Genomic DNA, 14,085 nt, shown 5'->3' with positions numbered 1-14,085 from the left:
GGAGAAATGAAATGAGTACATTCCACGGCTTGGAAATGGCGAAAAGAGCGCTATTTACCCAACAATCCGCTTTATATACAACTGGTCATAATATTTCAAACGCGAATACAGAAGGTTATTCGAGACAACGTGTTAATTTTGAGACGTTGCCAGGCTATCCAAGTGGCTCACTCAATCGTCCACAAATACCTGGCCAGCTTGGACAAGGTGTACAAGCTGGGTCAGTGGAACGTATTCGTGATAGATTCTTAGATCTTCAATTTCGTTCAGAAAACAGCAAAGCTAGCTATTGGGAAACAATGTCCGAATCCCTTTATCGTGTGGAAAGCCTTCTAAATGAACCATCAGAAAGCGGTTTATCTAGTACGATGGACAAGTTTTGGGAATCATTACAGATTTTAGCTGGTAGTCCAGAAAATTCTGGTGCTAGGTCAGTTGTCGTACAACGTGGCCTTGCGGTAGCAGACATGTTTAACTACTTAAGGGAAAATTTAACAAAAATGGAGGCTGATGTTAGTAATCAGATTGAAGTAACAATTGGTGATGCTAACTCACTTCTTCGTCAAATAAGTCGAATTAATGATCAAATTAAAGAGCTTGAGCCACATGGCTATGTAACAAATGACTTATATGATCAACGTGATAACTTAATTGATAAATTATCCGGTATAGTGAATATAAAGGTTCATCGAGTTCCGAGTTCAGAAAGTGCCTTGGATATTGCGGAAGGGATAACTAAAATTGAACTTTTACAAGATAATGGACAGTCTTATCCAACTCCTATTTATCTTTTAGAACCTGGTGAAGAACCAGTACAATTTGGCCTAAATGATGAGAATGAAATAACACTAAATGGTGCTCCAGTAGAACTTCCTTCAGGTTCATTAAAAGCATTAAATGATGTACTAGGAAAAAATAATTCAGATGAGAACACGGTATCATTTGCAACACTTCTTAAGCAGCTTGATGAATTGGCTCAAACTTTTGTTGAGAAGTTTAATGAACAGCATGCTCAAGGTAAAGATATGAATGGTCAAGATGGAATGGATTTCTTCCAATATAGTGAAGATGGTGTCATGACAGTAGTTGCTAGTTTAGTAGATGACCCTAATTTAGTAGCAGCTAGTTCAAATGGAGATAGCGGAAATGGAGCTAATGCATTACAATTATCAAAAATGTTTGATCTTGTATATAATGATGATCCTTTAATTGGAAATGGAAAATCGATCAAGAGCTTTTACCAAGGTATGATTGGTAATTTAGGGGTAGCAGCACAGGAAGCAAATCGGATGGCAAAAAATACGGTAATCCTTCGTTCTCAAGTGGAAGAACAACGAATGTCAGTAAGTTCTGTTTCACTTGATGAGGAAATGACGAATATGATTAAATTTCAACATGCGTATAACGCAGCTGCTAGAAGTATGACAGCAGTGGATGAAATTTTAGATCGAATTATTAATAATATGGGAATTGTAGGAAGGTAGGAATGTGAAATGCGTGTAACACAATCAATGTTATCCAATAATATGCTACGTAATTTATCGAATAGTTACGCTAATATGGGAACCTATATGGATCAATTGACTACTGGTAAAAAAATCAACCGACCTTCTGATGATCCTGTTGTTGCGGTAAAAGGGATGGACTATCGTACCCAGTTATTACAAGTTGAACAGTTCCAACGAAATACAGGTGAAGTACATAACTGGATGGACAATACCGACGCTGCACTAGATCAGGCAACAAAAGCACTTCAACGCATTCGGGAACTAGCTGTTCAAGCTAGTAATGATACGTATGATGATGCAGAAAGAATGAACATAAAAGCGGAAGTTGAACAACTTAAGCAACATCTGGTTGATATTGCCAATACAAGTGTTAATGGTAAATATATATTTAATGGAACGAAAACAGATGTTAAACCAATTGAAGATCCTACTAATATAACGGACATTGATTCTAGTCCAGTAAATATTGAAGTATCTACTGGTATTGTCATTAAAGCAAATGTAAATGCTAATGAAATCTTTGGAAGTGAAGCGTTTAGTAGAATAGATGAATTAATAAATGCTCTAGGTGGGGAAGATGGAACTATCGATCAGGCAGCGATTGAATCCAGTATTGGTTCTATTGATGAGAATATTGATAATGTTCTAAATGCTCGTGCGGATTTAGGGGCTAGAATGAATCGCTTAGATCTAATCGAAAACCGTCTCAGTGCTCAAAAGATTTCTGCTACACAAATGATGTCAAAAAATGAAGATATCGATTTTGAGGAAGTAATTATGAAGCTTATTACACAAGAAAGTATTCACCGTGCAGCATTATCAACAGGTTCTAGAGTCATTCAACCAACATTAATTGATTTTCTAAGGTAAACAAGCCCTAACCCGAATAAGGGTTTAGGGTTTTCTTTTTGATAATGCCAATAATCTATTTCGTTTACGGTGCTAAATTTTTTAAAATGAGGGATGGATTGGAATGGAATTACCACAAATTAGGATGCAATCACAAATGGCTAGAATCAGTATGATGACACAGCCTGCTAAGCAAGAAATTCGCCAACCGAAAGCAGACTTGTTTATACAACAACCACATGCCGAGCTATCGATGAGAACAATTCCGTCCAAGCTCACGATAGATCAAACTCAAGCCTGGGCAGATATGAACCTTAAATCAGCCCCTCAATCGATTGAGGAATTCGCTCAGTTGGGCATGCAGGGGGCGCAAGAAGGAACGGCTAGAAGAGCAACTCAAGGCACGGAACTGATGAAAATAGAAAATAACAATAATCCTATCGTTAGTCAAGCAGTTCAAAATGCTTATCGACCACAACGTCCATTAGGTATTCAGTTTATACCATCCGTATTCTCGGTTAAAATTAACTATCAGCCTTCAGAGGTAGAAATTGACATTAAACCAAACAAGCCGATTATCGAAACTCAAGTAAACAAACCGGAATTAAACTATACACCTGGTTCTGTTGATGTCTCGCTAGACCAGTATGCAGAACTAGACATCGATTTTATAAATCTATTTCCAACTGATAAACAATAGGAAAGGGTGGTTGACTTGAAGATTCCAACCAAATATCTTGGTGATGTGGTAATTGAGAAAGAACAAATTATACAATTTCAATCTGGTATCCCTGGATTTGTAGAAGAGAAGGAATTTGTACTACTAAATATCCCAGGTAATCCAGTGTTTCAGTTTTTACAATCAGTAAAGTCTGAAACACTTGCATTTGTCGTCACGAATCCGTATCAATTTTATAGTGAATATACACTTGAATTGGATGATTCTACTATAGAAGCTTTAGAAATACACAGTGAAGAGGATGTTTTAATAGCATCTATCGTAACCTTAAAGGCTCCCTTTGAGTCTAGTACCATTAACCTTAAAGCGCCAGTCCTTATTAATCAAAGAAAGATGCTTGGTAAACAGTATATATTGAATACAGATAAATATGAAAGCAAGGCATCCATTAAACCTACTACAGCTGGAAAAGGGGTGTAGTGATGCTAGTACTAACACGGAAGCGAAATGAAGCGATTCAAATTGGTGATAATATAGAGATTACAGTGTTAGCAATTGAAGGGGATCAAATTAAGCTTGGCGTTACTGCTCCGAAATCTGTAGAAATACATCGCAAGGAGATTTATATAGAAATACAGAATCAGAATAATGAAGCAGCCAATGTATCAACGGATTTGCTCAATCTACTAAGTAAGAAAAATGATTCATAATCTATTGCTAAACATTTATTCTATTTAAACCGATATAAGAAGAAATATTTGTAAGGAGTTGCAGAGGATGCGAGTAGAATCTGTATCAGTTGGAACAAAATCCTTGCAAAGCAGTGAAAACAACCATAGAAAACTAGCAGAATCTAATACTGTTGTGCAAGAACTAAATGTAAAAATGAAACCAGAACCCACTAAGAAACAGATAGAAACAGCAGTGGAAAAATTAAATGATTTTGTTGAACCATTAAAAACTAGTCTCAAGTTTCAATTCCATGAAGAATTGAATGAATATTATGTTACCGTTGTTGATCCAAACACAGATGAAGTGATCAAAGAAATTCCACCTAAAAAGATATTGGATATGTATGCAGCAATGGGAGAGTATATGGGTTTTTTAATTGATAAGAAGATATAAAAGGGGTGAAACGCAATGAATAATATGCGTATTGGTGGTTTAGCATCAGGGATAAATACGGATGATATTATACAAAAAATGATGTCGGCAGAGAGAATGCCATTAGATAAAATGCAGCAGGACCGAACATTGTTAGAATGGCAACGTGATGGGTATCGTGAAATCTATCAAAAGCTTTACCAAATGGATCAATTGATCTTTGATATGAAATTAAGTAGTACATATAAATCAAAAGCAGTAAGTTCTTCTAATAGTGGTGTGGTAACCGCTACTGCTACATCCGGTACGATGGAAGGGTCATATAATATTACAGTGTCGCAATTGGCTTCTAGTGCTATTAATAGAAGTACAAGTAGCATTGTGAAAGCTGGTGAAACGTTTGATCCATCTAAGCCACTTGGAGAACAAGTGGATAAGCTTGCTAGCACAATTGAATTTGGTAAAGATTTTTCATTTTTTACATTTGATGAGAATGGTAACGAGATTCCGCATACTTTTTCGATTTCAGAAACCGACTCATTAAATGACGTTTTGAAACGTATAACGAATGATGATAACAATGTGAGAGCGTTCTACGATGCCACCGCTAAACAAGTCATTCTGGAAACAACCCGAACTGGAAACTACAATAATCAGGGGCCTGAAATCGTATTTGATAGTGGATCAAACTCATTTTTTTCTACTACACTAGGAATCAATGTTGAGAATGAACAAGGTGGTACAGATGCTAAGTTTACCTATAATGGACTTGATTTTGAATCAAAAGATAATTCCTATGAATTTAATGGTTTAACGTTAACATTAAAAGGTGTTTCAAAAGAAGGGGAAAGTACTTCTCTTACGGTAGAAAATGACATCGATGCGGCTTTCGACTCTATCATGAATTTTGTCGACAAGTATAATGAAATTGTAGATTTAATAAACAAATCGCAAACAGAAGAACGTTTTCGTGATTACAAGCCGCTGACAGAAGCTCAAAAGGCAGAAATGGATGATCGGCAAATCGAGCTTTGGGAGGAAAAGGCTAAGAGTGGTATTCTTCGTGGGGACTCTATCTTAACCTCAGGCTTACATTCTATGAGACAGACTTGGTATACTAATGTTCAAACAGGTGGAGAAATTACATCATTAACGCAAATCGGTATATCAACAACAGCGGACTATATGAATGGTGGAAAGCTTCAAGTTAATGAAGAAGAATTGAAGAAAGCTTTACGAGAAGACCCAGATGGTGTATTTAAGTTATTTTCAAATTCTACTTCTTCTAAGGATGACCCTAGTCGTGGCTTAATTAACCGATTAGAAGACTCTATTGAGTCGACGATGAAGCGTGTTGAAGAACGGGCAGGTAAAACAACAAGCACATTAGAAAACTACTCCTTAGGAAAACGAATTAAGGATTTAAATACAAGAATATCTGATTTTGAGAAACGTCTCGTGTCGATTGAGAGTCGTTATTGGAGACAATTCAGCGCTATGGAACAAGCAATTGCTCGATTGAATAATCAATCAATGCAACTGTTATCTCAATTCGGCGGTGGAATGTAATCAAATTCTAATAAAAGGAGTTCTACCTTATGGCTTTAAATAAACCATATCAAGCATATCAGAATAATGCTGTTAATACTGCCTCGGGCGGTGAATTAACGCTTATGCTTTATAATGGCTGCCTTAAATTTATTAAACAAGCAACGAAGGATATACAAGCTAATAATATAGAAGCAAAAAATACAAATATTCAAAAGGCGCAAAGAATCATTCAAGAACTAATGGTAACTCTTGATCAAGAAGTGGAAATCTCTCAACAAATAATGCCTTTATATGACTACATCCATCATCGCCTTATGGAGGCAAATTTAAAAAATGATGTTAGTATTTTGCAAGAAGTAGAAGGATTTGTGGTTGATTTTAGAGATACTTGGAAACAGGTCATCTTAAAAACAAGACAAAAACAACATGCACAAGGTGAACATGTATAATGAATCGCGTACAACCGATCTACGAAATTACAGTTAAAATGCAGCAGCTACTAGCTAACGACGTAACCTCCAATGAAAGAGAGGCTATCATTGAGGGGATAAACAGCCTCCTTTTACAAAGAGGAAGTTATATGGAGGAAGCGAAAGAGCCTTTTACGAAAGAGGAGCTGGAAATGGGAAAGAAGCTTCTGCCTTTGAATAAGGAAGTTCAAGAAAAGATGGATCTTTTATTCCAAGGATTGAAGGTGGAAATGAAACAAGTGAAGAAACAAAAGAATTCAAATCGCCAATATACCAATCCATATAATAAGGTACAAACGATGGATGGCATGTTTATGGATAAGCGCAAATAATAGATTAGCTTCCGGATTTTATTCTGGAAGCTATTTTTTAATTAACTGTAAATCTAGTGTAAACCGCATGAGACTAGGTCTTTAAAGGGGATTATCCATATATGAAACTGCTAGGTTTACAAAAAAGGACATGTTTAGGCAGGAATTTTAAGGGAAAGTATAGTATACTATATACAAAGGTATAAAAGGAGTGACACTTTATGAAATTCAACATTCGCGGTGAGAATCTTACGGTAACCGAAGCAATTCGAGAGTACGTAGAAAAGAAGATTGGTAAGCTTGAAAAGTATTTTGAGAGCCCCTTAACATCAGATGTACATGTGAATTTAAGTGTCTACAACAACAAACAGCGTATTGAGGTTACAATTCCAATGACTAGTTTATTATTAAGAGCTGAAGTAGAGCATCTTGATCTATACGCTGCAATTGATTTAGTGGTTGATAAGTTAGAAAGACAAATTCGTAAATATAAAACAAAAGTAAATCGTAAATTCCGTCAAAATGGCGCTCCGAAGTTTGTAGCGACTAATTTGGCTGAAAAGTTAGACGAAGTAGAAGACTCCGATGAAATTGAAATTGTAAAAACAAAACGATTTGATTTAAAACCAATGGATTCTGAAGAAGCGGTATTACAAATGGATATGTTAGGACACGCATTCTATGTGTTCCAGAATGCTGTAACAGGTGATACTAACGTGGTGTACCGTCGTAAAGATGGCAAGTATGGTTTAATCGAACCAAATCATTAATATAAATAATCCCTACAGGCGATCCCTTCAGTGGGTCGCCTTTTATCTTTTTTAGAGGGATGGTGCTAACCCATAGGTATGTAGTTGGCATATGCAATTAAGTAGTGTTATTATTTATTATATATAATAAATAAAAATTATAGTAGATGAAGGAATAAAATGAATGGTGAACCTATTATCATATTTTTATGATAAAAGGTAAATAGTGTTGTTGAATGTGTAACACACGTCTGGTTCACTATGAGGATTGAGGAGCGTAACGATGGCAGGTTTTCTAAAAAAAATATTTGATGGGAATAAAAAACAATTAAATCGAATCCAACGTATTGTTGATCAAATTGAATCATTGGAACCTGATATTGAGAAATTATCAGATAGTGCTTTACAACAGAAGACAGAGGAATTTAAATCACGCTATGCCAATGGAGAAAGCTTAGATGACTTATTGGTTGAAGCGTATGCTGTAGTTCGTGAAGCATCAAAACGTGTTCTTAACATGCGTCCATTCCCTGTTCAGTTAATGGGAGCAATTGTATTGCATGAAGGGAATATCGCAGAGATGAAAACAGGGGAAGGTAAGACACTAGCTTCCACTATGCCAGCATATTTGAATGCTATCTCTGGCAAAGGTGTTCATGTCATTACCGTGAACGATTATTTGGCAGATCGTGACTCGAAGCAAATGGGGCAATTATTTGAATTCTTAGGATTAACAGTGGGATTGAATACAAATGGTTTATCCAAAGAAGAAAAGCGAGAAGCGTATTTAGCCGACATTACTTATGGTACGAATAACGAATTTGGCTTTGATTACTTAAGAGATAATATGGTTCTGTATAAGGAGCAAATGGTTCAACGTCCTTTAAATTTCGCAATTATTGATGAGGTCGATTCGATTTTAATTGATGAAGCAAGAACACCATTAATTATTTCCGGATCTGCTCAAAAGTCAGCATCCTTATACACACAAGCAAATGCATTTGTTGCCACCTTAAAGCGTGATGAGGATTATACGTACGATGAGAAAACAAAAGGAACACAGCTTACGGAAGAAGGAATTAATAAAGCGGAAAGCTACTTCCATGTGGAGAATCTATTTGATTTAAATCATGTAACTTTAACACATCACATTGGACAGGCATTACGTGCACATGTTGCGATGCATCGGGATACAGATTATGTAGTAGAAGATGGCGAAGTAGTAATAGTAGACCAATTTACTGGACGTCTTATGAAGGGCCGTCGTTATAGTGATGGATTGCACCAAGCGATTGAGGCGAAGGAAGGCTTAAAGATACAGAATGAAAGTATGACTTTAGCGTCCATCACCTTCCAGAACTATTTCCGCATGTATAATAAGCTTGCTGGTATGACAGGTACTGCTAAAACAGAGGAAGAAGAATTCCGTAGCATCTATAACATGTATGTGGTTGAAATTCCTACTAATAAACCAATCGCTCGTACTGATCACCCGGATAAGATTTACAAGACGGTCAATGGTAAATTTAAAGCTGTTGTCGAGGATATTAAAGAGCGTCATAAAGCTGGACAACCAGTACTAGTTGGTACAGTAGCGGTTGAAACGTCTGAGTTAATTTCTCAGTATTTGAAAAAAGCTGGTGTTAAACACAATGTTTTAAACGCGAAAAACCATTTCCGTGAAGCAGAAATCATCGAACAAGCTGGACAAAAGGGTGCCGTTACAATTGCAACGAACATGGCCGGCCGTGGTACAGATATTAAGCTTGGTGAGGGTGTATTAGAGCTTGGCGGATTAGCTGTAATAGGAACAGAGCGCCATGAATCAAGACGTATTGATAACCAGTTACGTGGACGTTCTGGTCGTCAAGGAGACCCAGGTATGTCGCAGTTCTATCTATCGATGGAAGATGAATTGATGCGCCGATTTGGATCAGATAATCTAAGAAATATGATGGATAAGATGGGGATGGATGATGATCAACCTATTGTGAATAAATTCGTATCACGAGCTGTCGAATCCGCACAAAAACGTGTAGAAGGTAATAACTATGATGCACGTAAGAATGTTTTATCATATGATGATGTATTAAGGGAACAGCGTGAGATTATTTACAAACAACGTTTTGAAGTTATCGATGCGAAGGGTAATGAATTACGTACCATTATTGAGAATATGATAAGTTCTTCATTAGAACGTGTTGTTAATACTCATACACAAGATGATGAAGAAGATAAATGGGATTTACAAGCTATTGTTGAGTACGTACAGGGTAACTTGTTAGAACAGGATTCCTTATCCGTAGACGATCTGAAAGGGCTAGAAACAGAAGAAATTCATGCATTAATTATGGATAAAGTTCGCGCCCGTTATGATCAGAAAGAAGAAGAGCTTGATGAAGAACAGATGCGTGAATTTGAAAAAGTTATTCTTTTAAGAACAGTAGATACGAAGTGGATGGACCACATTGACCAAATGGATCAGCTTCGTCAAGGTATTCATTTACGTGCATACGGTCAGAATGATCCATTACGTGAATATCAATTAGAAGGATTTGCCATGTTTGAGGCAATGGTAGAAAGTATCGAGGATGAAGTTGCCCGTTATATTATGAAAGCTGAAATACGAGATAACCTAAAGCGACAAGCAGTAGTGAAAAACACCCAAGCAGTATCAGGCGGCGGTGAAGAAAAGAAAAAAGTCCGCAAACCATATGTGAAAAAAGAAACGGTAGGCAGAAACGATCCATGTCCATGCGGCAGTGGTAAAAAATATAAAAACTGCCACGGAAAATAAACTATCTAAAACGGTCTGACCCCAACCGGAGTCAGACCGTTTTGAGGGTATTAATTAATTGGATATAACAAATTTTTTAGAGGTGACATGATGGAATTTAGTGAAATTAGAAACGAACTTGATCAAATCAATAACCGCATAGCGGAATTTAGGGGGTCTCTTTGACTTAGATGTCAAAAAGGCACGAATACAAGAATTAGAACATGACATGACCGCTCCTGGATTCTGGGATGACCAAAACGCAGCCCAAACAGTGATTAACGAGGCAAACGGTTTAAAGAACTTTGTAAATAGCTTCGAAGGGATAAACAATCGCTATGAAGACCTAGAAGTAACCTACGAACTAGCAAAAGAAGAAAATGATGCTGAGTTATTAACGGAATTAGAAGAGGAACTTAGCTCCTTAAAAAAAGATATCAATGACTTCGAATTACAAATGTTATTAAGTGAGCCATATGATGCCAACAATGCAATCCTAGAACTGCATCCAGGTGCTGGGGGAACAGAATCACAGGACTGGGCAAGCATGCTACTCCGTATGTATCAGCGTTGGGCGGAACAGCATAATTTTTCCGTTGAAACAATTGACTATCTTCCTGGTGAAGAGGCTGGGGTAAAAAGTGTTACCTTATTAATTAAGGGACATAATGCTTATGGTTACCTAAAGGCGGAAAAAGGGGTACATCGCCTAGTACGTATTTCACCATTTGATTCCTCCGGTCGTAGGCATACATCATTCGTATCATGTGATGTAACACCAGAAATGAATGATGATGTAGACATTGAAATCCGTTCGGAAGATATTAAGGTGGATACGTATCGTGCAAGTGGTGCTGGAGGACAGCATATTAATACAACAGACTCTGCTGTACGTATTACCCATATTCCAACGAATACTATAGTTACTTGTCAAAATGAACGTTCACAAATTAAAAACCGTGAAGCAGCAATGAAAATGTTAAAATCAAAGCTTTACCAATTAGAAATTGAAAAGCAACAGCAGGAGTTAGCAGCAATTCGTGGAGAGCAAAAAGAGATTGGTTGGGGAAGTCAAATTCGCTCTTATGTATTCCATCCATATTCCATGGTGAAAGACCATCGTACAAATATGGAAACGGGTAATACACAGTCCGTTATGGATGGCGAAATCGATTTGTTTATTGATGCTTATTTACGTTCACAATTATAAATAGATTACATTATTAATTTCTTAAAATTGTCAAAAACTGGCGTGAAACTAGATGAATATTCATCTTTAGCCAAAATGTGGCAATTTTGTGGCTGGTATATTTAACTAGAAGGGATATACTAAATGATGTATAGATATTCCAATGATTGGGGGATTTTTAATATGAAAAAATGGTTATTCGCAATATTATTTGGAACAGTATTCGTACTTGGTGCATGTGGTGGAGAAAATGAAGCAGATGATAATGGTGCAGTAAATGATTCAGGTCAAACGGATGGTGGTGAAGCTGTAGCCTCCGCAGAAGATATTTATCAAGCAAACTGTGCAGCTTGTCATGGTGCTAATCTTGCAGGTGGTGCTGGTGTTGATTTAACACAAATTGGCGCAGAATTTTCATCCGAAGAATTACAAGATATCATTGCTAACGGTACAAATGGTAGAATGCCTGGTTTTGCGAATAAGCTTTCAGATGAAGAAATTCAACATCTATCTGATTGGCTAGCAGAGAAGAAATAAATTGATAATGAAAATAGCAAAGCTTAAGCTGAATGATGAGATTCAGTTTAAGCTTTTTTTGTTGTTTAGAACGGCACTTTTACTGGGGGGGGTGATGGAGAGAGTATCAGTGCCCTTTTTCGCGAGGGAGAGGGTAAAAAGGTAACAGAGAGATAAAGTCAGTGCCCTTTTTCGCGAGGGAGAGGGTAAAAAGGTAACAGAGGAATAGAGACAGTGCCCTTTATCGGGAGGAAGAAGGTAAAAAGGTAACAGAGAGATAAAGTCAGTGCCCTTTATCGGTGGGGTGAGAGTAAAAAGGTAACAGAGAGATAGAGTCAGTGCCCTTTCTCGGAAGGAAGAGGGTAAAAAGGTAACAGAGGGATAGAGTCAGTGCCCTTTTTCGGAAGGAAGAGGGTAAAAAGGTAACAGAGAGATAGAATCAGTGCCCTTTCTCGGAAGAATGAGGGTAAAAAGGTAACAGAGAGATAGGGTCAGTGCCCTTTCTCGGAATGAAGAGGGTAAAAAGGTAACAGAGAGGGGCTATCGGTGCTCTTTTGGTTTTGATATCCTACTTTATACCTATAAAAAAGTATGTTTCTTGTCATAATCCTACAATATTCCCAGAAATTTTACCGTTGAAATATAAATGTAATATTTTTTTGTCAAAAAAAGTTGTTGATTGATGTTATAATGTAAAAGAATCTTGTACAATATAAGTCTTTTTGACTAACTATAATAATAAAGGTGATTATAAATGATATTAATGAAGGATTTATATAAAACGTATGATAACGGTGTGACAGCTTTAAATGGAATTAATGTCGAAATTGATCAAGGTGAATTCGTATACATAGTCGGACCATCCGGCGCAGGGAAATCATCTTTTATTAAACTTATGTATCGTGAGATAAAACCGACAAAGGGACAAATTTTTATAAACAATAAAGACGTCAGTGAAGTAAAAGAAAAGGAAGTACCACTACTCCGACGAAATATCGGTGTTATCTTCCAGGATTTCCGCTTGCTTCCTAAATTATCAATCTATGAAAATGTTGCGTTTGCACTAGAGGTAATAGAGGAATCTCCTCGTAATATTCGAAAACGTGTAATGGAAGTATTGGATTTAGTAGGGTTAAAAAATAAAGCCCGCTTCTATCCGAGTGAATTATCTGGTGGAGAGCAGCAACGTGTTTCCATTGCTAGAGCAATTGTAAACCACCCCAAAATTGTTATTGCTGATGAACCGACTGGTAACTTAGATCCAGAAACATCATGGGAAATTATGCGAGTGTTCGAGCAAATTAATAATAGTGGGACAACCATTATCATGGCAACCCATAGTAAGGAAATCGTAAATACAATTAAAAAACGTGTTATTGCAATTGAAGATGGCGAAATTGTAAGAGACGAGCAACGAGGTGAATACGGCTATGAAAGCTAGAACTATCAAAAGACATTTTCGTGAGGGTGCAAAAAACATATATCGTAACGGCTGGATGACTGTAGCCTCGGTCGGAGCAGTAACGGTTACGTTACTTTTAGTAGGTGCATTTTTAGGTTTAATCTTAAACCTTAATCATATGGCAAAAAAAGTTGAAGAAGATGTCGTTGTGAAGGTCCTCATTGATTTAGCTGCAGATGATGAACAAGTAATTGCATTAGGAAAAGAGATAGAAAAAATCCCTGGGGTAGCAAGTGTAGTGTTTTCATCTAAAGATGATGAACTTAATAGCTTGATTGATAGCATGGGTGAAGGTGGAGATGTTTGGGGTGGATTTAAATCAGATAACCCATTAAACCATGCTTATATTGTGAAGGCTGATGAACCACAGGAGACGACAGGTATTGCAAAAACTATTGCCGAACTTGATGGAGTAGATTCTGTTACGTACGGTGAAGACGTCGCACAAAATCTCTTTAAATTTACCGATTATGCTAGAACAATAGGTATTATTCTAATCGCTGGTCTTGTATTAACAGCTATCTTCTTAATTTCCAATACGATTAAATTAACTATCATGGCAAGAAGTAGAGAAATTGGAATTATGAAGTTAGTAGGGGCGACGAATGGATTTATTCGCGGGCCATTTTTCATAGAAGGATTATTACTAGGTGTACTAGGATCAATCATCCCTATTTCTGCAGTCTTAGGTGGATATAAATGGATTGAATCTAGTATAACTACGGTGCAGACAATCGGATTTGTAGAAGTATTACCATTTAATCCCTTCGCATGGCAATTAGCGCTCATTATTCTAGTGATAGGTGCTGGAATTGGAATGTGGGGAAGTCTGATGAGTGTACGCAAATTCTTGAAAGTTTAATAGTGTTTTGAACAGTGTGGAAAAGGCAAAGGAAGGTCCTATACCTTTTCCACAATAAA

At 36.9% G+C, this 14,085-nt stretch carries 15 protein-coding genes; all 15 read left to right on the top strand.

Annotation, left to right across the window (positions count from 1 at the left end; all coding sequences use genetic code 11):
- Positions 1-11: 11 nt before the first annotated feature.
- The gene (flgK, locus tag ACSKT4_RS05150; RefSeq protein ID WP_186870607.1) at positions 12-1,484 is read left to right on the top strand and encodes a flagellar hook-associated protein FlgK; all 1,473 of its coding nucleotides are present in this window, start codon (positions 12-14) and stop codon (positions 1,482-1,484) included.
- A gap of 9 nt (positions 1,485-1,493) precedes the next feature.
- On the top strand, positions 1,494-2,378 hold the full coding sequence (flgL, locus tag ACSKT4_RS05145; protein ID WP_186870606.1) for a flagellar hook-associated protein FlgL: 885 nt from the start codon (positions 1,494-1,496) through the stop codon (positions 2,376-2,378).
- Positions 2,379-2,481: 103 nt separating this feature from the next.
- Positions 2,482-3,057: a DUF6470 family protein gene (locus ACSKT4_RS05140; RefSeq protein ID WP_186870605.1), complete on the top strand. Its 576-nt coding sequence runs from the start codon at positions 2,482-2,484 to the stop codon at positions 3,055-3,057.
- A gap of 15 nt (positions 3,058-3,072) precedes the next feature.
- A complete protein-coding gene (gene fliW / locus ACSKT4_RS05135; protein WP_186870604.1) occupies positions 3,073-3,516 on the top strand; it encodes a flagellar assembly protein FliW in 444 nt (147 codons plus the stop codon).
- A 2-nt stretch (positions 3,517-3,518) separates the two neighbouring features.
- Complete coding sequence (gene csrA / locus ACSKT4_RS05130; RefSeq protein WP_186870603.1) at positions 3,519-3,746, top strand: carbon storage regulator CsrA; 228 nt, start codon at positions 3,519-3,521, stop codon at positions 3,744-3,746.
- 67 nt (positions 3,747-3,813) lie between these two features.
- Positions 3,814-4,161, top strand: a complete 348-nt coding sequence (flaG, locus tag ACSKT4_RS05125; RefSeq protein ID WP_186870602.1) for a flagellar protein FlaG — start codon at positions 3,814-3,816, stop codon at positions 4,159-4,161.
- Between the two features lie 15 nt (positions 4,162-4,176).
- Positions 4,177-5,709: a flagellar hook-associated protein 2 gene (locus tag ACSKT4_RS05120; protein WP_246521636.1), complete on the top strand. Its 1,533-nt coding sequence runs from the start codon at positions 4,177-4,179 to the stop codon at positions 5,707-5,709.
- A 29-nt stretch (positions 5,710-5,738) separates the two neighbouring features.
- Complete coding sequence (gene fliS, locus ACSKT4_RS05115) at positions 5,739-6,140, top strand: flagellar export chaperone FliS (protein ID WP_186870601.1); 402 nt, start codon at positions 5,739-5,741, stop codon at positions 6,138-6,140.
- The gene (gene fliT, locus ACSKT4_RS05110; RefSeq protein ID WP_465822938.1) at positions 6,140-6,493 is read left to right on the top strand and encodes a flagellar protein FliT; all 354 of its coding nucleotides are present in this window, start codon (positions 6,140-6,142) and stop codon (positions 6,491-6,493) included. Before fliS ends, fliT begins: the two co-directional genes overlap by 1 nt.
- 200 nt (positions 6,494-6,693) lie before the next feature.
- Positions 6,694-7,242 (top strand): ribosome hibernation-promoting factor, HPF/YfiA family, encoded by a 549-nt coding sequence (gene hpf, locus ACSKT4_RS05105; RefSeq protein ID WP_186870599.1) that lies wholly within the window; start codon positions 6,694-6,696, stop codon positions 7,240-7,242.
- A 262-nt stretch (positions 7,243-7,504) separates the two neighbouring features.
- Positions 7,505-10,018 carry a preprotein translocase subunit SecA gene (secA, locus tag ACSKT4_RS05100; RefSeq protein WP_186870598.1) on the top strand — a complete coding sequence of 838 codons (2,514 nt, stop codon included), beginning with the start codon at positions 7,505-7,507 and terminating at the stop codon, positions 10,016-10,018.
- Between the two features lie 90 nt (positions 10,019-10,108).
- A protein-coding gene (gene prfB / locus ACSKT4_RS05095; protein WP_246521637.1) for a peptide chain release factor 2 occupies positions 10,109-11,207 on the top strand; the annotation gives its coding sequence in 2 pieces (ribosomal slippage) (positions 10,109-10,171 and positions 10,173-11,207; 1,098 coding nt in all).
- A gap of 162 nt (positions 11,208-11,369) precedes the next feature.
- Entirely contained in the window at positions 11,370-11,723 is a 354-nt protein-coding gene (locus tag ACSKT4_RS05090) for a c-type cytochrome (protein WP_186870596.1), read from the top strand.
- Positions 11,724-12,456: 733 nt separating this feature from the next.
- Positions 12,457-13,143 carry a cell division ATP-binding protein FtsE gene (ftsE, locus tag ACSKT4_RS05085; RefSeq protein WP_186870595.1) on the top strand — a complete coding sequence of 229 codons (687 nt, stop codon included), beginning with the start codon at positions 12,457-12,459 and terminating at the stop codon, positions 13,141-13,143.
- Positions 13,133-14,026 (top strand): permease-like cell division protein FtsX, encoded by an 894-nt coding sequence (gene ftsX / locus ACSKT4_RS05080; RefSeq protein ID WP_186870594.1) that lies wholly within the window; start codon positions 13,133-13,135, stop codon positions 14,024-14,026. The genes ftsE and ftsX overlap by 11 nt, the downstream gene beginning before the upstream one ends.
- Positions 14,027-14,085 lie beyond the last annotated feature (59 nt).

It is taken from the genome of Ornithinibacillus liuyingii (genome assembly GCF_055550225.1).
The sequence above is the reverse complement of the archived record's forward strand: the minus strand, read 5'-3'. Positions and strand labels throughout refer to the sequence as shown.